Source organism: Limibacter armeniacum (assembly GCF_036880985.1).
In the GTDB taxonomy this organism is placed as follows: domain Bacteria; phylum Bacteroidota; class Bacteroidia; order Cytophagales; family Flammeovirgaceae; genus Limibacter; species Limibacter armeniacum.
The window spans coordinates 1184815-1209327 of sequence record NZ_JBAJNO010000008.1 but is presented as its reverse complement, the minus strand read 5'-3'; the positions used below and the strand labels follow the sequence as shown (position 1 = coordinate 1209327).

Here is a 24513-nt window from a genome sequence, read left to right as displayed (position 1 = left end):
TAAAGCCGTATGACATAATACTGTCATACGGCTTTTTACTTATTTCACCGTGAACCTTGTTTGATACTTACCGTCCGTTGCCTTCAACATATAAATTCCTCTCGGCAACTTGGAAACATCCAGCACCCACTTTTCACCTGATTTGTAGCACTTTGGCGTTATTGGTATTCCTACTGTATTAAACACCTTTATATCTTGTACAGACTTGATTCCTGAAATCGTGATTCTATCAGAAACCGGATTAGGATAAACACTCATTTCTCCTAATTCAATTACCTCATCCAAATCTGTAACCATCTCAATAGATACTTCTTTTTCAACCATAGCTGACAACCCTTCATTATCCGTCACTGTTAGTCTTACTAAATAAACACCTGATTGGGGATATGCATATGTCGGAGAATTCTCAGTGCTAGCATTACCATCTCCAAAATCCCACCTTAAATAATCAATCTCCCCCTCTACATCAAATGAGTAATCTGAGAAAGAGACAAACTGACCATTCACTGAATAATTAAAGTCTGGAACAGGCTGATCATTTACGGCTTCTACTAACAATACACTTCTTACACTATCAACCGTAGTCCCTTCATTATTTTTCAGGGTAAAGGTTAACTTACTTTGCCCATTGTAATCAGGAGATGTGGATAACTCTACACTTTCTTCTGTTACATTTACCTTCACTTCTGTATGGTCACTACTAACCTCCAGCGAATAATCTTTCTTTTCCACATCGTACAGATACGCTTTTTTAATTTTTAAAAATGAATCTTCCCTAAAAGAATACTGTCCTTGAACAAAACTCAATGAAGGCACTTCCTTTTCTGCCACATTAATCAGCAATTGAAGTTGATCCAATTGATTCTTTCCCCAATTCAACGAAACTTTTACCAATTCAACCCCATACCATTCTTCGTTTGGAACTACTATTAGAACAAACCCATCTGTTTGAGTTTCTACATTGACATTTGAAGAAGTAACCTGTAAACTCAGACCTTCCCTTGAATTATTGATATATGTAGAAATATCTAATGTATCTCTATTACCTGCTATCATGTTAAGGGTAATCAAATCTTCTTTAAATTCAGGAAATGTAACTTCTTGCTTTTTCACTTTGATCCATACGATCAGGTTGTCCACTTCTGTATCTTGATACAACAATGACACATTGAGTAAATAATCACCTTGCATATGACTGGTAAACTCCCAAAGGAGCACATCTACTTTTCCTTCTACACCTGCGATACTATCAACACCTATACTCACATTTGAGTTGTTATTACTGATCAAGCTCGAAAAATCATAAGACAAGGTGCCTCCTTCTTGTATCTCAAGCTGTAATGTATTCTTTTTAAAGCTTGGTAATATTGGTATAGAAGTAGGCTCTGCACTTACTTCTAATAATACTGAAAGGTAATCCACAGTATCACCTTCATCTATCATATAAAGGTTAAAGAAATAGTCATCAGGTGATTTACTAGTTACCTGCATCAAACTATCTGAAAATAGCACTTCGACATTCTCTATTGAGTTGGCTAAAAAGATAAGACCACTTTGATAATTGGTTACTACTGAAGAAAGGTCAAAATTTAAAGTATCCCCTTCTGTAAGACTTTGAACTAATACATTTTGATTAAAAAATGGTAACGACCTCTCTACTTCTTCAATAGTCAAATCAATCAGTAGACTGTCAATGTACTGACTTCCCATTTTCATATATACAGATAAATACTCATTACCTACCCAGTCATCATTTGCCCTAATTGCAAGTGACGTTGTATCCTGTAACCAAACAATTGCCATGCTATCTCCTGCCACTTCAAAGGCTATATCTTCAGTCAAGTCCAATGTATAATCTGATAAATCAATGGATAAGGTATCTCCTACAAAAATGGATGCTTCAATATCTGCGGTCTTAAAATGAGGATATAGCACATGAATGGTCACCTCTTCATTAACTTCCTCATACCCATCTGATACAGAATAACTAAATTTGTCAGTGACACTCCTAAAAGGTGCAACATAATGGGTCGGCAAACTGCCACTTTCCAATCGCTTTAACATTCCAAATAATGGATCGGTAAAATCTGTAATTGTCAATGAGTCACCATCCGGATCAGCGTCATTAAGTACTACACCTTGAGAACCTACTAACCGAAGCGTATCGCCTGCATAGATTGTGTAGGTATCTGGAACTGTAAGAGGTGCTTGATTTGTAATTGAAAAGTAAGTCTGATGAGACAATTGTCCACTTCCCACACCTGTTTCATTTGAATAGTCAAGGTATGTGACAAACTGATAATCGCCTACCTCAAGCTTTTCTGTATTGATATAAAAATCAAAAGCCTGTTCTGAAAGACCTGATAAATTAGAGACTTGAGGAGAAATTAAAAACAATGCCTCTTCAGAAGTTAATTTAATGTTATCCCAAACCGCCCAACCTGACTCTACTGAATAGTCTGTTACAACCCAAAACATCAATGCGATCTTGTTCCCTTTCCAATTCTCCAAATCATATGAGGCATGGTAAAATGAGCCTGAGTTGACAAGACCTGCTTCACTACTACACAGTGTACTTTGTTCAAGGATGTTACCACTATCATCTACTGTAAGAATATTCACACCTGCTACATCATAGCTCACTTCCATCAGTACGCTATAATCAAATTGTAACATTACTTGATCCTGAAAGTTGGAAGCCAACCCAAGATCAATAATCGGAGAGTAAGCCAAAGCATAAGTCTCATTGTTTAATTTTTTGCTTTCCAAATCTCCCACTGTCAATGCATAATTTGGAGCCGATACTGAGGAAATATTCTCTACCTTAAAACTACTGCCTATGCCTGTTGCATAGTCGACTGTCTGCCAATTCTCAGGCAAAGTACCTTGCTTAAAGCTTTCATCTATGAATGTAGAATCAGCAGACATTAAACTAATCCCTTCTTCTGTAGAAAGTGGCATAGAACCTATATTCAACTGCTCGATTGAATGTCGATCAAATGGCTTTTTTGATGAATTTTCAGATAGTACAGTGTTTTCCAATGTAAAAGGTGAAGCTAAAAGTGATACTTCCTCCAATTCATTTTCACTAAACTGCTTAAGCAATGCTCCTGTCGCTTCTATGCTGTATGTATTATTACCTCCATTGATTAGTTTTACTGAATCTCGGATGGACCTTATACTTTTTTGAAATCCCCCTAAGTAAAGACTATCCACTGAAAGGCTTAAATCCGCATTGGCTACATCAAATGTGTAACTAAACATTTCTGGAGTCCAGTCACCACCCTTAGTGTTGGAGTAAATGGCATTGTAAAACTGATAGTTCCCTTCTTCTAATTGAGCGGTACGTATGCTCATTTCGATTGGTACACTTTCACTAGTATTAAGACTGTCAGCAAAAATATTTTGAGTAGCTAACTTTGGTCTTTCAGTAATTTTAAAGTTATCAATCATAGCGCCCCATCCTCCTACTGTATTACCATCGGAAGCAAAAAGAAACTGAAATGACACATTGGTGTTTCCTAACAACTCACTGATATCAACAAAAGTGTGGTACGCTTTACTATCAGCTATCAGATCATAATCCGTCAATCCATAATAGCCATAAAAGTTTCCATCAATATATACCAATACTGTCAGATAGTCCCATTGATGTTGAAGTGCTGTGCTATAATCAAATTCCATGTATATGGATGTATCCGCTGCTGTAACTATTGATGACAAATCAAATGTCGGAGCCACTGCTATTGCGATTGTATTGTTTTGGTATCCTTCCTCAAAACTTCCAACTACTAGCGCTGAGTCATCAGCACCTAAAGAACGAACACTCCATGTCTGCCCTTCTCCTGCATCCATTCCATAAGCTTCAAAAGTCCAACTTGACAAATCGCTATTATCAAAGTCCTCCAGATATAATTCCGTCGACTCTAAGGTTGTAACTTTTGTTGGTGAAGTAGAAAGTGCTTGTGTCTGTGACAATATAGATTGAATCAATAGTATATCTGCACTTTGGTCAGTAGACAATATACCTACGTTGGCTGCTGCATCAAAAGTCGCTTTATTACTTACCTTCTCAGTAAGCTCTTCGTTGTATTGCAACAGAGAATTAACAATGGTAAAAGCCAATGTATCACTGCCTGTATTCTGAATTGAATAAGCTAAATCGACAGTATCTCCTTGAGCTATATTACCTTCTTCTTTGACTATATCTAAAAGTGTCAATTCAGGGTGACCCTTTTGCATCTCTCCATTCAATGTAATAGATAGATCTCCTGCAGATGTGATAAATGTCAAAGTAGCCTCATATGACTGAATGCCATTTGACGCTAAAAAGGTAACCGGAATACCAAAAGCCTCTCCTGCTGAAATTGTTTGCGTACTAAAAGGCTTCCCTAATGAAAAAGCCGATGCTCCTGCCCCATTGATTTCAATATCTGATAAGGTAATTGTAGCCCCTGTATTATTGATAAAACCCACCGTTTGCCTACTATCTGTATCTGCAATGTTATACAGAAATTTTTCTGTTGTATGACTTGCCAAAAGACCTGTTCCTAATCCAGCATCTGTGGGTGAAAGCATAGCATAAGCATTCAGTCGTCCTCCTTCTCCTAAAACCGAATAGGCTGAAAACTTTTCGGTAGAAGCCAATATCCGTGAAATCATAGCATAATGATTTTCATTACCAAAGTAGGACTTCCCTAACACATAAGCACCTGTCACTGTTGGAGCTGCCATAGACGTCCCACTTTTGTACCCATATGAGTCAGCAGGTATTGTTGAAAGAATTGAATGCCCCGGAGCTGCTAAATCGACATTCGCCAACCCAAAATCAGAAAAACCAGAAAGTGACTCTATATAGGTTGAGCTGCCTACGGTGATAATGTTTGGCGCATTTATATTGACCGGATATGAATAATAACTCTGGTTATCCCTATCTAATCCAGAATTACCTGCTGCAATTACCCAAACAGCTTCATGCTCATCATGATCCAATGCATAACCTGTCATTAGCTCAATAAACGATGTAAGGGTAGAATTACTGAAATACATACTACCTCCCCATGACTGATTGACAGCTACAATATTGATTCCGCTGTCCAGCAATGTACTTATATAGTCATATGCCTCAATGATATCAGCACTGGTTGCCGAACCGTTAGCATCAAAGATCATCACTGATAGCATTTTCACATGCTGAGCAACACCAGAAATCCCTACACCATTATTGCTCACTGCCCCAATAATGCCTGCTACATGGGTTCCATGAGACCTACCTGAAGAAAAGGTCCTGTTATCATTATATGCGGGACTCCACCCATAAAAATCATCTACATATCCATTTCCATCATCATCTATTCCATTTACTTCATCAGCTTCTATTTCTCCACTGCCATCAAGGTCCTCCCCTGGATTTACCCAAATGTTCTCTTTCAAATCCTGGTGTGATACATCAACACCGTCATCCATTACCACTACTACCAAATCTTCACTGCCTGTCGTGATATTCCAAGCGTTAAAAGCCTCTATATCCGCTCCTGCTGTTGCACCACCACTTGCAAAAGTTCCATCATTATTCAATGCCCATTGGAGGCTTAAATAGGCATCATCCGTACTTAGGGTTGTGTTGCTACCTATCACCAACGGAGTAGTCTCCTCCTCTTCCAATTGAAATATATAGTTTGGAAATGCCTTGATACCAGGTTGTGCATTGAGTGTCTCTAGTAGTGTGGTCATGTCACCTTCCTGAATATCCCATTGCTCAACTTGGTTATGTTTAAACTTTTTGGACAATGTTACATTTGCTGGTAAATTTAATTGATCCAAAATACTCGAATTCGGTTTTTTCTTAGATATAGCTTGTTGAATAACAGCACTCTCTTCAAAAACCAAAATACTGTTGGCTACTATTTTCTTACCCTTATAATATTGAGTAGGTGATTGTGAGAATAATAAAGGGGGGATAAAAAAGGTAGTTATAAAATAGTACAGAAGTAGGTATAATGACTTTTTCATTTAAGCATGGTTTAGAATGGTTGAAACTAAACCTACTGAATGTTCAAGTCTATTGCGCTTACAATATTAAGGTAAATTTGCTAGGTGTAAGGTATTTCAAAAAGTGGTGCAAAATATAGTCACAATCCTCTCTGTAATTTATTTTTGTCAATACTTTCAATTATTCCCTTTTATATCTAAAGCACTCTTTGTCTACAAAGTGAATTCCCTAAATTAATCAGGAACAATTCCCCAGAAATATAACCCACTAACTTTCCACACCATGAAATGGATTTTTCAAACCCTTATTCTTTTAACCCTATCACTTTCGGTGTCTGCCCAGAGTAGTAAATTCTATACTACTTCAAGCGGAGAGCTTATTTTCTCAATTCCTGACCTCAATATTGGTGAAGAAGAAGATGGTCAGGTAGTACGTTTCTCCGGATTCTTTAATGCACAGGTTGTTGCCAACTTTGACTCCAATCCATACCTAGGTTTCTTTGGAGGGCTTTCTATCCGTAATATTGGATTTATCTTCGATGTACCTGATGATTTGAGAGAAGCCACAGATATCCAACAGGATAATGACATTCGCAAAAAAGTAAGAACCTATAACCTTGGGGTTCCTATTGGAATTAAGATTGGCAAACTTGATGGCTTTTTTATCTATGGTGGATATGAAATTGAGCTACCTATACATTATAAAGAAAAGACCTTCGTCAACGAAGACAAGAAAGACAAGTTCAATGTTTGGTTCTCAGACCGAGTTGACACTTTCACGCATAGCTTTTTTGTTGGCTTGAACTTTCCTCATGGTACCAATATCAAGTTCAAATATTATGTCAGTGACTTCTTCAGTAACGACTACAATAAGCTGATGTCCCGAACAAACCTTAGCTATAAAGACCTTGATGTAAACGTATTTTACTTCTCACTGAGCTTTAACCTCTTTAAAGATGATAAGATCTACTATATAGAAGAGTTTTCAGCTTCAGGGAGATAATTAAAAAAGCCACTTTTAAGTGGCTTTTTTAATTTTAATATTCTCTCAGGAATTCCGTCTTGTTTCCTACTTCATCAGTAACTACCAACTTGAATTTCCCTTTCAAAGGCGCTGATTTATCCTGACGCTCTGAGTAAATCAGGTCATACTTCGGGTCATAATGCATCAAGAGGTACTTCCCATTAAGTCTAGCTTCAATATTTTGGATACCAGAATCCTTGTCATCCACTTTAAACCTCACGATATTTTTTTGATTTACTCTTAAAGGCCTTACAGAAGGAGGTGTTCTATCTTCTGCTAGTACAAATGTACCAAATGACCTAGTGCTGAACTTGATTTGGTTACCTACCCATTCTCCTCCAACAAAAGATAACTTGCCATTTTTCTCAAGCTGATATACCCTTACTTTCTCCTTGTCTTCAATCTTGCCTTTAGGCGCAAACACAACACTGAACCTTCCCTTTAATGGGACATATTCACTTCCTATCTCTAAAGTGTCACCTTGTCGTTGCATTTGCAGGAATAACGTATCATAAAGGGACTCTTCTGTAAAGTGAAGCTCAGCAGCTGAGTCATAATAAGTAAAATCATACCCTGAAGGAATCATGATTTTTAAGTCAGGAATACGATGCTGAGAACCTGCTGTTACACTAACAGGCAAGCCATTGCGTAAATCCCAAAGGTACACATTGCGGTTATTCACTCTATAAGCAGGAGAAATCTCTACTTTCTTAAAAGGCAAAATCACTGAAGCATTTTCACCTGATGTCAACGAGTCAAAAGCTACTTCAAGTGTATTACCTGTAATATGCATTTTCTCCGGCAAGTAACGGCTAGAAATCTGAGGGTGTCCAACAGTACCTTCCAGTTCAAACTCCAACTCTCCCATGTTCCCAAAGCTGTCCCATAGTTTAAGTGTTACTGTCTTCTGTTCTCCATCCTTCAGATTGAGCCACCCATCCAATGCATCTTCAGGATAAATTGGAAGCTTATTACCTTCTGTCTTGTACAGACGCTGGAACCTTCTTCGGCGCTTTACATACTTCTCATAATCAATGTACGCATTGATATAATGGTTATCATCAAACGGTATACGGTCAATAATATGTTCATAGCGCTTCTGACCATCTACATACAGCTCTATCTTATTGATACCATACTTATTATAGGTACCATTTGCTTGATCGTAACAATCGATCTCAATACCTACCCGACCATATGCTTTTACCCTTCTTTTTAACTTGAATACACTTCCGGATTTATAGGCACTATACTCTTCTCCTTCAAAACGACCTTCTACCCTACTCTCAATGTCCAATGGCTTCAAGGTAATTGCACGAACAGATGGAGGGATATTGTCTTTGACTTCCGTAAACCCAAACTTGACAGGGTTCATCGGTCGTTCTACCGAGTCTCGCACCTCAAAGTGAAGGTGAGGTCCACTTGAAGACCCTGAGTTTCCTGAAAACCCTATCACATCTCCTTTCTTAAAGGTGAACCTCCCTGCTTCTGGGTAAAGGTCTACAGTAAAAGACTGCTTGCTGTACTGAGAGTTCAATACGAAGTCTGCAAGCTCCTCATTAAAACGTTGCAGGTGGGCATAAACAGTAAATTGACCGTTTGCATGCTTGATATACACGGCATTTCCATACCCTGTAGGAGAAACTCTAACCCTGAATATATGACCATCTGCTGCTGCATGAATTGGCAGCCCAACCGCTCCACCAGTCTTCACATCAAGCCCGCCATGAAAGTGCCTTCCTCTCAACTCACCCATTGTCCCAGCAAAATAATTTAGCTGATGGGGCCTGATTGGAAACATATAATAATCTTTCTCATACCCATCCTGAGCGGAAGCAGTATTTACTGACAGTAATGAGAAGAAACATATAAGCAGATAGAGATTAATACGTCTGAAGAATTGTCCTTTTTTCATTGTTGGTCTGATGACTCGGTTACCTAATCGGGAATTTACTTTTGCTTTAGAGGAATCTCAATTTTAAGACCATATTCCTACTATTTACAAAAGAAAATGTCGATACACCCCTTCTATAATGCAATTATTACTCAATACATTCAAATTTCGACATAAAAAAAGCCTGACACAATTTGTGTCAGGCTTCTTTACATATTAAATGTTAAGCTTATCCCAGTTTGAATGAGATTGGAAGTACCATTCTCTGCTTAACTGGTCTACCCCTTTGTCTACCTGGAGTCCATTTAGGTGCTTTTTGAAGTACGCGTACCGCTTCTTCGTCACATCCAGCGCCAATACCTCTTACTACTTTAATGTCAGTAAGTGTACCGTCTTTGTCAACGACGAATTGTACGTATACTTTACCTTCAACACCCATACGTTTTGCCTGGCTAGGGTATCTGATATTTTTACCTACCCACTTAAGGAAGGTACCCATACCACCCTTAGGGCTAGCATTTTCCTCCACGATTTCGAAGATCTCATCTTCAACAACCTCTTCTACAGCGGTTTCTTCCGGAAGTTCTTCAACGACCATTTCTTCGTCAAATTCTTCCATGAAGTCGATCTCCATTTGATCCTCGATCTTTTCCTCATCAGGAACTGTAACGATCGTAGGAGTCTTTACTTGTGGTGGGGGAGGCGGCTTCTGTTCAGTCGGAGGGACTTCCAGTACCTCTTCTTCAGTAAGGTCAACTGTACCCAAATCAACCAGTTTAGTCTCATCAAAGCTTGGGTACTCAAACGCTACTAGCATAACCAGCAAACTTAGAGACAAACCAATCAGACCAAACATGGAAGAGTACTTGGACACATCGACATCATTGTACTTTTTAACAAGTACATTAGAAGCATCCCTTGCCTCTTTCTTTTGGTTCAGAATGTCACTTCCTGATTTAGTAATGATAAACTTAAACAGGAAAATCAATCCAATAACCAATGCAAAAAAAGCAATCACGGTACCCCAAATTCCGAGTGTGTGCAGTACGTGAATCATTGAATGAATTTTTGTTAATAAAAAGAAAGAACTATTTTGAAAACTTTAATTCATTTCAAACTGCGAATAAATGTGTTTAAGCAAACTTCGACAACGAAAGCAGTCAAATATTTTACAGTCACTATTCGCAACCCAATTTTTAAGCTTTTCAAACGTAAAGGTACTATCCTGCCACTTAAATTCAAAAAAAACACTTGTTCTATCCTATTTCTCCTGTAGATAATCCTTCTACAAAAGCTACATATTTTTCAACATAAGATAAATATCTCACTAATTATCAAGACTATAAATAGATCAATATTTTATTAATAGATTCCTAAAAATTTACATAGAAGTAACACTTGGTTACAATTGGAGTTATACCGTCTTCATGAAAGCAAGTAAATCATCTACTTCCCTATCGGATATTGCAGGAAAGTTAGCAACCCGAAATGTACTTGGTTTCCAATGACCATACCCATTGCCCAGCATAAATCCTTCTGCTTTTGCCTTGGCTTTCACTTCTGTAACCCGATCTACTGATGCTTTTACGGCAGTCACTGTATCTGACCTTAGCTTTGTGTAAGGCACTAGCAGTTCAAAGCCTGCATTAGTCAATGAATGGTTGATCAGTTGCATTCTCATCTTTGTCCGTTTACTCACCTCCTTGATATGTGGTCGCATCTCCATCACACGCATCAACAAGTAGATATTAAGGACATTAGGTGTATAGGTAGTCTGGTAATTCTGCATTTGCTCATCAATAAAAGCCAAACTGTTATAATGCAAGTTATGGTTTAATGACCTAGCTTTTGCAACTGCCTTAGGAGAGCATACCATCACTGCCAAACCTGCCGGCAAACCAAAACACTTCTGTACAGAAGCAAACCACACATCTGCACTAATCCAATCATGTACTACACCTGCCATAGATGAAGTAGCATCCACCATTACCAAAGCATCTTTGAAACGCTTATGAATATCATGTATCGTTTTACTGCTTACCTTGGTCGCATTAGATGTCTCATTACTCGTCAAGCAGAGTATATCATAATCCTTACCCGAACCTGAGAGCAACTTATTGATACCTATCTCTCTATGGAAAGGAAATGAAAGCCCTTCTGTCATCCCTTTATCAGTAAGCTTTTTTCGATAGTTCATCCACTTTTCACCAAAAGCGCCACTGTATACATGCAAACTCCGCTGATCGATAAAAGACTCCGTCAAGATTTCCCAACATTCCGTTGCTGAAGATGTGAAATAGACCGAATAATTTGATGGAATATCCAATTTCTGCTTAAGCAGGGAAACCGTTTTGCGGCACATCTCCACAAACTCAGGGCTTCGGTGGTTAACAGACAGAATGCCACTGTCCATTGCCTCCATCATAAAATGCTTTAATTCTGGGTAAACCTTCGAAGGTCCGGGGTAAAATGATATCATTAGAACAGAATTCAGTATAAAATGCAAAAGTAAAGTTAAACAACTGGCTTGATTTAACCGTTGTTCAACCATTCACAATAAATTTATTATTATTCGGAAAAATCTTACATCTCTAATAATTCAGAATTTTTTCATGACAAAGCTACTCACTGAGCAAGAAAACACTATGGCAACAGCCACAAAAAGCGAAAAAAGAAAACGTACGCTCTATATTGTGCTTACTTGTATATTCCTGACCAATGCATTATTGGCTGAAATAATCGGTTCCAAGATTTTTTCATTGGAAGCCCTTATCGGCACTGCTCCTGCACAAATTCACTTGCTTAAGGATTTTGTCCTTGATTTTAACTTGAGTGCCGGTGTCGTGCTTTGGCCTGTCGTTTTTATCACAACTGATATCATTAATGAATATTTCGGCAAGGAAGGTGTCCGAAAAATCTCATTCCTCACAGTTGGCTTTATTGCCTATGCCTTTATTGTTTTATGGTGCGTCACCCACTTACCACCTGCCCAATTCTGGTTGGATGTCAATGCCACTGATAGCCAAGGCAACCCTTTTAACATGAATGAAGCCTTCTATAAGGTATTCACACAAGGACTCAATATTATTATAGGTTCATTGATTGCCTTTCTGGTAGGTCAAATGGTAGATGTGTTCACCTTCCAATGGTTTCGAAAATTGACCGGCAGTTCTAAAATCTGGCTGAGGGCTACGGGATCTACATTGGTTTCTCAACTTATCGATAGCTTTGTTGTACTGACCATTGCATTCTACTTCTTGGGCAACTGGAGCTTTAAGATGGTTATGGCTGTAGGCATCATTAACTATATCTATAAATTTGCTATTGCCGTACTTACCACCCCATTAATTTACGTAGCACACTCACTGATTGACAAGTACTTAGGGAAAGAAGTTGCAGAAGAATTAGTAGAAGATGCCGCTAAATCAAAATTTTTTCGCAAATAATTCATATTTTTGAGCCTGTTAACTTTCTGAATGTTGTATACATTCTACTAGTGATTTTTACATTTCTGATCCAAACCAAACATAATGGATGTCCAACCTGCTAGATGCATTTTTGGCGAATCCATTTAGTTTGATTTTCTACTAATCAGAAAGCTTTTTGAATAGCCAACAATAACCGACAATTAAAGTGAGTATCCCTAAATCCAACGCGTTAGGGCAACTGGACTTTACAGGTCTGTATGACGTTACAGACGGAAACGAAGAATTTATGGCCAAGCTACTACAGGCAATCAGCAACAGTCTGTATTCATTTCCGAATGATATGCAGCAGGCAATTGATGAGCAAAACCTTGTTCAATTTGCCAAACTGGCACACAAATTCAAGTCTAGCACTGCCTATTTAGGTTTTCCACCTTTGGATGAACTGTTATCCGAACTGGAAGCCGATAATGTAGAACAAGTAGATACCCATACCGTCATGGAGGAGATTAACCTACTTTCTACTCATGCTTTAGAGTATGTAACAGACAAATTATTAGAAATCAAGATTTAGACCTATCAAAACATTCGCCCCTCAGGATATCAAATCCTGAGGGGCTTTTTATTTCCATTCTCACATACCTTATTTTCAAGAAATATTCTCATCAAGACTTAACGCTTATTTTCAACTATTCTAACACTATGTTAATAAATTAGCGTATTTTTGCACCTAGAAAAGAGTCACTGTTAACGTTATTGACGAATTGACTCCAGACTACTGCCGAGCTTGACAACACTACTAACTGTAAGCGTGAGGGCAGCATATCCTACAATTTTATATTTATTTCAATGAGTAAATCACACAAAGACTCAAGACCTTCCAAAGGTAAGTCTTCTGGTAAAGGGCTAAAGCCTTTCGCTAAATTCATCAAGAAGAAGGATAAAAAAGATGACACATCCTTCAGTGAAAGAGGTCCTAAAAAATCTTCTCATGGAAAGAAGACTTTCAAGAAAAAGATTCAGCACCTTGAAGAAGCTGAACTGCTGAAAAGCTCTTTCAGTAAGAAGGACAAAGTGAAAGGTACGCCAACCTACAATGCTCAAAAATTCAGGGAACTGGAGAAGCAAAACACTTCACCTGAAAAAGAAACAAGAAAGCAAGAAGGTATTCGTCTGAACCGCTATGTCTCCAACTCAGGAGTTTGCTCCAGAAGAGAAGCCGACTCGCTGATTGCAAATGGAGAAATCAAGGTCAATGGTAAGGTGGTCACTGAGATGGGTTATAAAGTAAAACCCAATGAAGTTGTATCTTATCAAGGGAAAAAGCTTCACAGAGAAAAGCTGGTTTACGTACTGCTTAACAAGCCAAAGGGTTTTATCACAACCACCAAAGACCCTGAAGAGCGTAAGACTGTGATGTCACTGGTAGAAAATGCTTGTGATGAAAGAATCTACCCAATAGGACGACTAGACCGTGCTACAACAGGACTGTTGCTATTTACCAACGATGGTGATTTTGCCAAGAAAATGGCGCACCCATCCGGCAATACGCATAAGATCTATTATGTAGAGTTGGATAGACCTATCACGGAAGAGGACGAGGACACTATCAGAAACAGAAAGTTCGAGCTTGAGGACGGCCCTGTTGATTTGGATGGCTTCTCGGTTCATACAACTGACAGAAGACAGATTGGTGTTGAGCTACACTCAGGAAGAAACAGAATTGTCCGCCGTATCTTTGAGCACTTTAACTATAGAGTTGAAAAGCTTGATAGAACTGTTTTGGCAGGTCTTACCAAAAAAGATTTACCTAGAGGCAGATGGAGGTTCCTTACTGAACAGGAAATCATTCGCCTTAAGTATATGCAAAAATAGTCCGGATGTGGACTTATGAATATTCTTCAAAAATGCTGTTAGAACTTATCTGACAGCATTTTTTTTTGACAAATCATTTACCTTCGGAACAGTAAATCAATAACCCCATAAATATTCTAGATTCCATGAAGAAAGTAGAGATACTAGAACAAAAACGAGTACTGAACAAATTTTTAAAAGTAGATGAAAAAGTACTGAAGTTCGAGAAGTTCGACGGTACTATGAGTGAACCTGTAAACAGGTTAAGTGTTGAAAGAGGGGATGCCTGTGCAGGAATTATCTACAACCGTGAAAAAGACCAATATGTATTGGTCAATCAGTTTCGCCACGCTACTTATGAGAAAGGTCCAGGATGGCTACTTGAGATGGTCGCAGGCTCTATTGAGGAAGGGGAAACACCTGAGTCGTGCATGATTAAAGAAATTCAGGAAGAGTCTGGTTATAAGGTTGATCATATAGAACACCTTTATACTTGCTATGCTTCTCCCGGTAGCCTGACAGAGCGCATTTTTATTTTTTATGCAGAAGTTATGGATGAAAATAAGATATCTGAAGGAGGTGGTGTACTTCACGAACACGAAGACATTAAAGTGGTTTACTATGACTGGGATACACTTTGGGATATGCTTGTGAATGGCGAAATAGAAGATGCCAAAACCATTATTGGCATTCAGTGGGTGAAGATCAAAAAGAAGTTATAAATCAAAACAGAAATGGCAGGAGGTATACTTATACTCCTGCCATTTCTATTTACTATATTTTATTTTGCTGCTGCCCTTCTCAAACGATCATTGATTGCAACACCTAATCCTTTCTCTGGTACTAACTCCACCAAGATTACGTCCGGCTGAAGCACATCTAACTCACGCAAATACCTAAATAGGTTTTTAGCTGCCTCAGCCAAATCCCCCTTAGGCGAAAGCTGAAACTGATGCGTTTTTTCTACTCCTTCAAAAGCTGACTGTAACGTCAGTGTAGCTACTTTCTTACCCTGATATTCAGGCAACATTTCTGCTACGTTTCCAATAAGCATATGTACACCCGGAGAGTAATGACGATCCAACATCCCTGGTGCAGATGGCTTTGAGCTTGAATGAGCATTTACCTCGACCTTACCAATAACGGCCTCAATATCTTCAATACTGATTCCCCCTTTTCTATAGATCGTTGGCACTCCTTCAGGAAAACCAATTATGGTAGACTCAATACCTACCTCACATTCTCCTCCATCCAAAATATAAGGAACCAGATGTCCCAAGTTTTTATCTACATGTTGAGCAGATGTAGGGCTTACATATCCAAATGGATTTGCGCTTGGAGCAGCTACAGGAAAGTCCAATTGCTCTAACAAGGACAGTGTCAACGGATGATTAGGAACCCTGACCGCTACGGTTTCCAACCCACTAGTCACCAGGTCATGAATCATTTCACCTCTAGGCAAAATCATCGTCAGCGATCCTGGCCAAAAATGGTCTGCTAGTTTTTCTGCCAATTCAGGAAACGCTGATACATAGCTTTTGACTTTCTCCACAGAATCACAATGGACGATCAATGGGTCAAAAGAGGGACGCTGCTTTGTCTTGAAAATATCTGCGACAGCTTCTGGATTTAGCGCATTGCCAGCCAGCCCATAAACCGTCTCTGTTGGAATGGCTACAAGTCTTCCTGCTTCTAAATGCGCTTTCGCTTCTCCTATATCTTTTCCTATCATCTTTTCAAATAGTAGATTCTCTTAATCAGAAAAGTTCAAAACCCAATGCCAGTAGCAGTGAACTTTGAACTTTTATTGGTTGTGCCTGCAAAATTAAGCACAAGAAAGTTGATATATAACTTTTATGACAATTATGTCACAATGATAAAGGCTTGTTAGCAAATTACCTGATCAAACTGTTTGGGTTATCCTGCCAAGTCTGCCTTCTCTGCCATTTCAAATCTTGTAGCATAGAAGACTTCACATTGATGTTTATACTATATGACTGCAAACGTCCAAATGGCACCCAGTTCAACGTCATCTGCCAACAGTGCAAGTCTCTACTTAAGTCCAAGGAAGTTCTGGTAAATGCCCTTTCTTCAATATCATAACCTGTGTTATAACCCAGCTTCCATTTAGGTGTCAAGCTTAAGTCACCTCTCAAGGTTACAGCTTGTGTAACATTCGACTCTGCCAAACCTGTTTTGTTCCAGTTCAAGTTATAGTTGACAGAAAGGGACCACGGTACATTAAAGTCAATATAATCCTGAGGGTTTCGCCTCATATCTTCCAAAATAGCTGCCTCTGTTTCATTTCGAGGTGCGGTGTTTGCAAGCTTATCTTCTGATTTTTTCTTGGCTTTTGAAGGGGCTAGCCTTGTTCCGATAGACACGTTTAAGTTTGTCAGTTGGGCTAATTTCCCATCTGTACTCCACAAAAAGTCGTTTGTCTTTATTTGAGACGACACTACTACTTTCTCCAACTCCTCATCAAACTTGTAACCTGTTGCGACATATTTATAAGGATCAAAAGTACCATTCACGTTGATATCAACTTTCTGGAATAATCTTGTACGGGCATTGACCCTAAAATTGGAAAGGTTAAGTGAGTCCCGCTCAAAATCATAAGATGAGCTGATTGACAGGTTATCCAACAAGGTTATTTTCTTGGCTTTACCATCCTCATCTTTCTTACCCAGTTTTAGTTCAAACTGGTTGGTAACTCCAAAACTTAATACAGAGCTTCTGCTTGAAGAAGGCTGACCTACATAAGAACTACCTGACCTAAGCACAAGATCAGAGGTACCATCTGCATCTGTCTGTACTTCTTGGTAAAAGTTAAAGTTCGGGGTACTGAAATCAGGTGTAAAAGTATAACTGATCGTTGGACGAATAGCTTGTCTTAACCTAGAACCTCCTTTAAAGTCGTAGAACATATACATATTGGTACTCAAGCCTGCACTTGTACTAAACTGATAGTAGCGTGCAAACTTTGACAATGTATCAACCTCTACAGCATTCTGTTCATCATTCCATGTATAATTGAACTTATTTGGCACCCAATACTCACGATAATTTGCTGATGGCGTTATCGTAAAGTGCTTCAAAAGTGTAACCGTTGTCTGGATTGGAATAGTATGGGTGATACCATATTCAAAATCACCTATATAATCCCCAAAGTTGGCAAACAGGTCTGGTAATGTCTCATCTTCATCCCCTACTGTTGGCGGTACTACAACCTCTTCTTCCGGAGTCACAATATCAAAATTGAAATCATCACCCGGATCTTTTTCTTCATTGTTTACTTCACCAGTAAACTGACCTGTATATTGAATACTTAATTGAGAGAGTGGGTTCTTCTTCTTGAATAAATTATCAAAAGGCCTTACCCTACTCATCGTCAAACTGACATCAGGGTTCAAACGAGCAGCTCCTGTTGTGATATTTTGGTTGTGACGCAAACTGGCATTTCCCGATAATGTTACTCCCCCCAAATTTAGGCTATTCGAGTAACGGACACTGGAGTTAGTTGATGCCTGTAAGCCTTGATACACATTGGTGACGTTATTCTGGTTATAAGTCTGCGAAGCGATATTCACACTTGCCGTAAAACGTGAACTACCTTTGCTATCCTGAGAGTGACTCCACTGTAACCTATAGTCCTTCACATTGTTTTCCCTTGTCCCATCATCAAGCAGGAAAGTATTATTCGCATAGTTAAATGAGAATGAGCCGGAAAAAGCATAACGCTTTCGGTAGGTTGTCTGAATAGAGGCATCCCAACCACCTAACGAATAGATAGATGCTGTAGCCCTTAGACCAAGGTAATCATTCAATGCTAGGTAAAAACCACCATCTTGCAAATAGAACCCACGAGTAGAGCCTTCACCATAACTTGGCATTACTACTCCCGAAGCTCTCTTTTGAGTTGCAGGAAACAATCCAAATGGCAAACCTAATGGCAAAGGCAAGCCATTAAGTTCAAACAAAAACGGACCTGTTACGATATTTTTCTTAGGAACAATTTTTAGTTTCTTCGCTCTAATACCATAGTGAGGGTGCTCCAAGTTACAAGTGGTGTAAATATTGTCCTCCATGTATACAGCTGCAGCAGGAGTCTTTTTGACAATATGGCTCTGAATAATTCCATCACCTTCTTCTGTTACAATCCCTTTGATGACTCCTTTTTGAGTATCAAAATTGTATAGCATTTCATTGGCATTGAAAGTTTGTCCTGCCTCACTGAAAATCGGCTTCTGTTCTACCTTTCCAGTTGAATCATTTTTAAGACCATATGCCCGAACTGTATTACTTACAAATGAAAGCTCGATTTTCCCTGCCTTTAGGCTTCTTTCACCATAGTCAACAAAAGCTTCATCTTCAATATATAGAACCTGAGTACGTGCATCTACTCTTGTCTTGGCATTTGGGCCATTTGCTCCGTATCTCAAATCCGTATCTAACATACTTTTAGGCTTAGCAATAGCAGATGCTCCCTTTCGCACCAAATTATCCAATGTCTCATTTAATGTATCTTCCTCAACATCAAAATTTGGATCAAACTCATACCCAATATTAAAAATGTCTGCAATGATATCACTTCCAAGTAGTTCTTCCCAAGTATTTTCATCTTGCTCTTGAAGAGTTTGGTTCAGCTTACGAAATGCTGCTATCTTCTCCTCAGTAGCCAATTCATCCATGATTTCCTGCTTATAGCGGTCTCCTCTAAAGACAGGTTCATTAGCAAAAATGAATAAGGCATTTGTCAACTTGGTCAACACCTCATTCTCAACACCTTGATTTTTTTCTTGGATCGTCTGCGCTAACGCTCGTACTGCCTTACGTATTTCAGAAGTATCACCTTCCACTTTGTTTGGTGCATAGGCAACCAATGCCTTGCGGCCATCCTCTATTTCAAAAGGTGTCGCAAAAACTTCTTCAGTGCTGCACAAACTGATAACAGCTATAAAAAATAGTGTCAGAAGACACTTCAACCAAACAGGAATAAGCTCCAGTGCTGGAAATTTCATCAAGTTCAAAAGGATTGAAAAAAGTAAATACTCTCGCAAAAATAAAGGGATAAGTGTAACTGCCAAAGGCCTCCCTTACTGCTTGTTGGGGTAAGCGTTTCAACAGGCTGATACTCACCTACAACAAAAGCAGTTTTTTAAACATATAAGATTCATCAATAACGGATGGACTCTTTAACGTATTTAACAGGGCTATATAAATTTTATCTAAAAATCGCTCGTTATCGTTAATGTGAATGTGAATATCTTAAGACAAAATTAACCTGACAGTTGTCACAATTCATTAACTATTTGGTTTTTCAATCGTTAGTAAGAAAGATTTATGCTAAGTATTATCCAAATCTATTTATAATGAAATGATAGTTACAGATTTTCAACATTATTGTTACCAAGAATACGCATATTGCTGTTATTATATTAAGCAACTCATACTCAAGCAATAGTCAGATATGACCTAAGATTAGGGTCATCTAAAAATTCCTTATTGCAGGTTTTTTATATCTTTGACCCTTGTAAATTGCATTAGGCTCTTTCAACTTTAGCCTATTTAATTGTTTGACTTTTTTATTCTAGATAAATAACCAAAAAAAATCTAATCGTGACGAAAGAAATTAAAGTCGGCCTTTTCACAATACTGGCTGGTGCGATCTTATATATAGGTTTTAATTTTTTGAAAGGTATTGATGTATTCTCTGATGAAGATATCTACTATGTAATTTATGACCAGACACCTGGACTACTGGAATCTAATGCCATCAAAATGAATGGTGTTCAAGTAGGTACTGTTAAAGATATAGCATTCCTTCCAAGTGATATAAACAAGATTCAAGTTACACTCTCCATCGACAGTGATATTAGAATCCCTAGAAATACGCTTGCGATGCTTGCCGACAATGGGTTACTTGGTGAGAAAATGATCGACTTGTCGATCAAAAATAGAGAAGGTGGCTATTATGAAGGCGGAGACACTCTTCCTGGTAAAATCGAAGAAAGTGTACTGTCTGCTCTTCAGAAAAAGGCAGACCCTTTGGCTGTTTCACTTCAGAGTACAATGGACAGTGCACAGCAACTGATGGCTATTTATGCTGAAGTTGGTATCAAGGCACAAGGTATGTTGATAGAAGCCACAAAGATGATTACGCAAAATCAAATCGTGCTCAACAACTCTCTGAAAGAACTCCAAGGTACGCTTAATACCCTGAATACGACACTGCCTTCTGTTGTTACCAAACTTGAGACATTTACTGACAGTCTGAACCAGTCGAATATTCCTTCAACTATTGCAGATGCACAGCAAACAGTGAATGAGCTTCAGAAAACATTGGATGCCATTAATAAGGCTGAAGGAACGATGGGTAAACTGGTCAAAGATCAGACGCTACATACTGAAATGGTACAAACAATGCAAGATTTGGATGCCCTACTGATTGATTTTAAAGAGCATCCGAAAAGATATGTACACTTCTCTGTCTTTGGCAAAAAAGACAAAGGCAGTAAAAAAGACGAACCTAAAGAGGTTACAGAACAAGACTCAACAAAAGACTCCAAATAAAACTGAATAGACATGACTGGTAGCGAATTGGTTACTCTTGTCCGAGATCAGGATGTTATGGATGAAATCCTGAACCTGAAACGAGACTTTCTGAAAACCGAAGATTCATTTATGGATATTGGTGATTCAGACTTTATCTCTCTCGTACTGATGGCGCCAACAATTGGTGTTACACTTGCCAACGGCAGTGTCAGCCTGTACGAAGAGCTTTCCCTTAACAAAAAGGTGAGAAAGCTTTCTAGAAGAAGCTTTTTCCTGAACTCTGATGCACTTACGCAATCTGTCAAATATCTTGTCAAGAACTTCTCAAAGTGGGAAGACCGCTTCTACAAGGTAATCAAGACGACGATGCACTCATCTCTGAAGCGCAACAATGTTGTCCTGAATACTTTGAAGAATCCAGAAGCTTTGACTGGAGATATCAGAAGAGACATCCTGAACACGCCATACATTTTTGTCAAGTTTCTTTCTTTCCTTTTCCTTGAAGAGGATGACGACTTGCTTAATGAGCGTACTATCAACAAGGTAGAGCTTGACAAAATCGTTGAAATAGGTGAAAAACTGGAAATTGATAACGTTCCAATCTTCCAAGCGTTCTGTTATACGTTCCGTGTAAGAGAAGAAATGGAATAGTTTCGAGCCTCATTTAAAGAAAAGGCATTCTCGGTGGAGAATGCCTTTTTTTTTATCCATCAATGATATTTCTCCTTTTGCTTGAAAAGCCTTATTTTTGCAAATGCGACACGCTTCGAAAGATGAACCTTTCGAGATTGAAAATAAAGCACCTTGCGTATGAACTCATTAGAAATATTAAATGCACATGGATTAAGGAGAACAGGTAGCCGTACCTCTATTCTGGAGATTTTTATGCGCTCAGACATCGCATTATCTGAAAATGACATAGAGGCAAATATCCATGGCATGTGTGATAGAGCTACGATTTACAGAACACTAAAGACATTTCTGGAAAATGACATTCTCCATAAGGTATTGGATGAAAACAATATTGTAAAGTATGCGATGTGTAACCACGACCATTGTACAGACCATGTACATAATCATGAGCACGTACACTTCAAATGTGATAAATGTGGACACACTATCTGCATGGACCAGATTCCGATACAGCATGTCAAACTCCCCGATGGCTATACCATGCAAGAAGCAAACTTCCTGGTCATTGGAACGTGTAATAAATGTAATGCATAAGTATACTTGAGTAAGAGCTTTGTCTGATGGCAAAGCTTTTTTTTGGATCTTTATTTTTTCCAATTAATGCAACCTATGATAATTCTTCCTGTCTTTAATTCAGAATACCCGGGTAATTCAACTGTAACATGCTACTGATTATTCAATGACACTAATAGAGAGATGTAAAACAGGTGACAGAAAAGCACAATACGAGGTTTATAAGCAATATGCCAAACCGATGTTTAACGTATGTGTCCGAATCACCAACAGTATAGAAGAAGCTGAAGATGTAATGCAAGAAGCTTTTCTGAAGATGTTCAGAAGTCTTGAGTCCTATAAGGGTGATGCTACATTTGGAGCCTGGTTCAAAAGAATTGTGGTCAATGAGAGTATCAACCATATCAGACGACGCAAACTATCTGTACTCAGTATGGATGAGATGCAGCACGACTTACCCGAGGCTGGCGCACAAGACAAGGAAGACCTTCACCTTAGTGTTGACAGGGTAAGGGAAGCCATTCAACTATTGCCGGATGGCTACCGAATTGTCTTTTCTCTTTATCTGCTGGAAGGCTATGACCACAGTGAGATTGCTGAAATATTACAAATTTCAGAGTCTGCTTCAAAGTCACAGTACAGCAGAGCCAAAAAGAAACTCAGAGAACTATTGGCCTCATAAGTTCATGATCTCCTTACTAAGAATACGTTATGGACAAACTGGAAAAATATATTCTTCAACATAGAGAGCAACTGGACAGACACACTCCTAAAACGGTCTCTTATGGGCAGTTTGAAAAACTGATGGCAGACGACCTTGAAAACTTTGTTCGAGCCAACAGGAGTAGTTTGGATACAGAAAGCCCTTCTTCAACACTTTGGGATAGGCTTGCGCCACAGTTGCCTGAGCTTTCCTCTTTCGAAGACTCACTGCAACACTTCACAAAGGACTTGGATATTCATGAGCCAGATGATGCACTTTGGGAAAATATCACATCTGAATTGGATCAGCCTGTAGCGCAACCCAAGGAAGCCAAAACGGTATCATTGAATATGCTATGGAAATCTGTAGCTGCGGCTGTAGTAGCTGGCTTGATGCTTGGTATCGGCTTTCAGTACTCTTGGAATGCTTCTACACAACAGGATATAGCATCAGAAGTAGTACTTCCTGAACTACAGGAGGCGGAACGACACTACACTTCTCTAATCAGCTTGAAAAAGCAGGAAGTGATGGCTTTCAAATCTGCCGATGCAGACATGCTAAAGGACTTTGACAAAGAATTGAATACTCTCGACTCAGCATATAATCAGCTAAAAGATGAGTTGTCTTCAACTCAACAACAAGGTATTCTGATTGAAGCCCTTGTAGAGAACTTACAGCTCAGGATTGCCTTGCTTAACAAGCAGATTTTTATTCTTCAATCCATCAACAAAAACGGAAAAGTAGAACAAGATGAAACGATCAACTTATAAGCTATACTTACTATTACTGATAGGACTTCTCACCTTCAACATTCCAGTTTGGGCGCAAGAAGAAGCTTCACGAGAATTTGAAGATACGTACAAGGTTAACTCAGATGAGAAACTCTCTCTACATAATAAGTTCGGTACGGTCTTCATTGAAACCAGTGCTACAAATTCTATTATAGTAAAAGTAGAAATCAAGGCTTGGGCTAAAAATGAAGAGAAAGCCCAAAGCATCCTTGACATGATCAAGATCAAAAAAGATCACACAGGTGGTGTAATATTCTACGAAACAAGTCCACCAGATAATAACTGGTCAAACAATAACAAGGGGTTTGAAATCAACTACTATGTAAAAATGCCGAAAGGAAACCCACTTGATGTATCCAACAAGTATGGTAATGTTGAGCTTGGTGACTTCAATGGCAAGCTAGAACTGGATGTTGCTTATGGACAACTGAGAGCGCAACGTATTGAAAGCCCTATTGCTGATATAAAGTTGAGTTACAGTGGTGGCGAAATCGAAAGTATCAAGCGTGGAGATATGCGTACAAGGTATTGCAGTACTATCAAAATTGAAGAAGTTGGTGACCTACAAATGGATGACAAATATGGAGGCATCGCTATCGAACGTGCTGGTCAGGTCAGAGGAAGTTCTTCCTATGCAAGCTTAAGTATCGGGAACTTGCAGACTCTGCTAGAGCTGGAAAGTAAATATGGGTCTGTAAAAGTAGATGACACCCATAAAAGTTTCTCTGGAATTATGGTAGACTCTTCTTACGGATCAGTAAAACTAGGTTTTGAAGATTCCAGCAATTTTGATTTTGAGGTTCACACCCGTTATGGTGGTTTCTCCTCAAAATTGGATGGTGTAGATATTTACAAAGAAATAACCAGAAATACATCCGGAGATTATGAAGGTAGAAAAGGCAGTGAAGGCTCCGGTAAAAAAGTAACTGTTTATGCAAATTATGGAAGTGTCACTTTCAGATAATTGAAATGGTTGTAAATTTTCTGATTGAGGGGCTACCTTATGGGTGGCCTTTTCAATTTGATTTGAATAGATCATTAAGCACTAAAAAGGGGAGACTGAAATATAT

General features: G+C 38.7%; 17 protein-coding genes. 11 read left to right on the top strand and 6 right to left on the bottom strand.

Annotation, left to right across the window (positions count from 1 at the left end; translation table 11 throughout):
- Nucleotides 1–39: 39 nt before the first annotated feature.
- Nucleotides 40–5823, bottom strand: a complete 5784-nt coding sequence (locus V6R21_RS10820) for a S8 family serine peptidase (RefSeq protein ID WP_334243586.1) — start codon at nt 5821–5823, stop codon at nt 40–42.
- 451 nt (nt 5824–6274) lie between these two features.
- Between V6R21_RS10820 and V6R21_RS10815 the strand changes: the two genes are divergently transcribed.
- Nucleotides 6275–6994 carry a hypothetical protein gene (locus V6R21_RS10815; protein ID WP_334243585.1) on the top strand — a complete coding sequence of 240 codons (720 nt, stop codon included), beginning with the start codon at nt 6275–6277 and terminating at the stop codon, nt 6992–6994.
- A gap of 34 nt (nt 6995–7028) precedes the next feature.
- Here the strand turns inward: V6R21_RS10815 and V6R21_RS10810 are convergent, their stop codons facing one another.
- From V6R21_RS10810 to V6R21_RS10800, 3 genes are all read right to left on the bottom strand, one after another.
- Nucleotides 7029–8930, bottom strand: a complete 1902-nt coding sequence (locus V6R21_RS10810) for a M23 family metallopeptidase (RefSeq protein ID WP_334243583.1) — start codon at nt 8928–8930, stop codon at nt 7029–7031.
- Between the two features lie 208 nt (nt 8931–9138).
- Nucleotides 9139–9966, bottom strand: a complete 828-nt coding sequence (locus tag V6R21_RS10805; protein ID WP_334243581.1) for an energy transducer TonB — start codon at nt 9964–9966, stop codon at nt 9139–9141.
- Between the two features lie 357 nt (nt 9967–10323).
- Nucleotides 10324–11388, bottom strand: coding sequence for an aminotransferase class V-fold PLP-dependent enzyme (locus V6R21_RS10800; RefSeq protein WP_334243579.1), 1065 nt, complete (start codon nt 11386–11388; stop codon nt 10324–10326).
- 133 nt (nt 11389–11521) lie between these two features.
- On the opposite strand from V6R21_RS10800, the gene V6R21_RS10795 reads away from it, so the two are divergent.
- The 4 genes from V6R21_RS10795 to V6R21_RS10780 all read left to right on the top strand — a co-directional run bounded on the left by V6R21_RS10795 (nt 11522) and on the right by V6R21_RS10780 (nt 14910).
- Entirely contained in the window at nt 11522–12355 is an 834-nt protein-coding gene (locus V6R21_RS10795) for a queuosine precursor transporter (protein ID WP_334243577.1), read from the top strand.
- A gap of 187 nt (nt 12356–12542) precedes the next feature.
- Nucleotides 12543–12908, top strand: coding sequence for an Hpt domain-containing protein (locus V6R21_RS10790; RefSeq protein WP_334243575.1), 366 nt, complete (start codon nt 12543–12545; stop codon nt 12906–12908).
- Between the two features lie 275 nt (nt 12909–13183).
- On the top strand, nt 13184–14209 hold the full coding sequence (locus tag V6R21_RS10785) for a pseudouridine synthase (protein ID WP_334243573.1): 1026 nt from the start codon (nt 13184–13186) through the stop codon (nt 14207–14209).
- Between the two features lie 125 nt (nt 14210–14334).
- Complete coding sequence (locus V6R21_RS10780; RefSeq protein WP_334243570.1) at nt 14335–14910, top strand: NUDIX hydrolase; 576 nt, start codon at nt 14335–14337, stop codon at nt 14908–14910.
- Nucleotides 14911–14969: 59 nt separating this feature from the next.
- Here V6R21_RS10780 and V6R21_RS10775 read toward each other — a convergent pair whose 3' ends face one another.
- Together V6R21_RS10775 and V6R21_RS10770 are read right to left on the bottom strand one after the other, a co-directional pair.
- Entirely contained in the window at nt 14970–15920 is a 951-nt protein-coding gene (locus V6R21_RS10775; protein WP_334243568.1) for an L-threonylcarbamoyladenylate synthase, read from the bottom strand.
- A 163-nt stretch (nt 15921–16083) separates the two neighbouring features.
- Nucleotides 16084–19209: a putative LPS assembly protein LptD gene (locus V6R21_RS10770; RefSeq protein WP_334243565.1), complete on the bottom strand. Its 3126-nt coding sequence runs from the start codon at nt 19207–19209 to the stop codon at nt 16084–16086.
- 598 nt (nt 19210–19807) lie between these two features.
- Here V6R21_RS10770 and V6R21_RS10765 point away from each other — a divergent pair.
- From V6R21_RS10765 to V6R21_RS10740, 6 genes are all read left to right on the top strand, one after another.
- A complete protein-coding gene (locus tag V6R21_RS10765) occupies nt 19808–20761 on the top strand; it encodes an MlaD family protein (protein ID WP_334243563.1) in 954 nt (317 codons plus the stop codon).
- Nucleotides 20762–20773: 12 nt separating this feature from the next.
- Complete coding sequence (locus tag V6R21_RS10760) at nt 20774–21394, top strand: hypothetical protein (RefSeq protein ID WP_334243561.1); 621 nt, start codon at nt 20774–20776, stop codon at nt 21392–21394.
- 159 nt (nt 21395–21553) lie between these two features.
- Complete coding sequence (locus tag V6R21_RS10755) at nt 21554–21970, top strand: Fur family transcriptional regulator (RefSeq protein ID WP_334243559.1); 417 nt, start codon at nt 21554–21556, stop codon at nt 21968–21970.
- A gap of 145 nt (nt 21971–22115) precedes the next feature.
- On the top strand, nt 22116–22631 hold the full coding sequence (locus tag V6R21_RS10750; RefSeq protein ID WP_334243557.1) for an RNA polymerase sigma factor: 516 nt from the start codon (nt 22116–22118) through the stop codon (nt 22629–22631).
- Nucleotides 22632–22660: 29 nt separating this feature from the next.
- A complete protein-coding gene (locus V6R21_RS10745) occupies nt 22661–23422 on the top strand; it encodes a hypothetical protein (RefSeq protein ID WP_334243556.1) in 762 nt (253 codons plus the stop codon).
- Entirely contained in the window at nt 23403–24407 is a 1005-nt protein-coding gene (locus V6R21_RS10740) for a DUF4097 family beta strand repeat-containing protein (protein WP_334243554.1), read from the top strand. Before V6R21_RS10745 ends, V6R21_RS10740 begins: the two co-directional genes overlap by 20 nt.
- Nucleotides 24408–24513: the final 106 nt, after the last annotated feature.

Excerpts from the sequence above, each read along its gene's own strand:
- V6R21_RS10815 (WP_334243585.1), top strand. The coding sequence starts at position 6,275 with ATGAAATGGATTTTTCAAACCCTTATTCTTTTAACCCTATCACTTTCG.
- V6R21_RS10810 (WP_334243583.1), bottom strand. The coding sequence starts at position 8,930 with ATGAAAAAAGGACAATTCTTCAGACGTATTAATCTCTATCTGCTTATA.
- V6R21_RS10805 (WP_334243581.1), bottom strand. The coding sequence starts at position 9,966 with ATGATTCACGTACTGCACACACTCGGAATTTGGGGTACCGTGATTGCT.
- V6R21_RS10800 (WP_334243579.1), bottom strand. The coding sequence starts at position 11,388 with ATGATATCATTTTACCCCGGACCTTCGAAGGTTTACCCAGAATTAAAG.
- V6R21_RS10795 (WP_334243577.1), top strand. The coding sequence starts at position 11,522 with ATGACAAAGCTACTCACTGAGCAAGAAAACACTATGGCAACAGCCACA.
- V6R21_RS10785 (WP_334243573.1), top strand. The coding sequence starts at position 13,184 with ATGAGTAAATCACACAAAGACTCAAGACCTTCCAAAGGTAAGTCTTCT.
- V6R21_RS10780 (WP_334243570.1), top strand. The coding sequence starts at position 14,335 with ATGAAGAAAGTAGAGATACTAGAACAAAAACGAGTACTGAACAAATTT.
- V6R21_RS10775 (WP_334243568.1), bottom strand. The coding sequence starts at position 15,920 with ATGATAGGAAAAGATATAGGAGAAGCGAAAGCGCATTTAGAAGCAGGA.
- V6R21_RS10770 (WP_334243565.1), bottom strand. The coding sequence starts at position 19,209 with ATGAAATTTCCAGCACTGGAGCTTATTCCTGTTTGGTTGAAGTGTCTT.
- V6R21_RS10760 (WP_334243561.1), top strand. The coding sequence starts at position 20,774 with ATGACTGGTAGCGAATTGGTTACTCTTGTCCGAGATCAGGATGTTATG.
- V6R21_RS10755 (WP_334243559.1), top strand. The coding sequence starts at position 21,554 with ATGAACTCATTAGAAATATTAAATGCACATGGATTAAGGAGAACAGGT.
- V6R21_RS10750 (WP_334243557.1), top strand. The coding sequence starts at position 22,116 with ATGACACTAATAGAGAGATGTAAAACAGGTGACAGAAAAGCACAATAC.
- V6R21_RS10745 (WP_334243556.1), top strand. The coding sequence starts at position 22,661 with ATGGACAAACTGGAAAAATATATTCTTCAACATAGAGAGCAACTGGAC.
- V6R21_RS10740 (WP_334243554.1), top strand. The coding sequence starts at position 23,403 with ATGAAACGATCAACTTATAAGCTATACTTACTATTACTGATAGGACTT.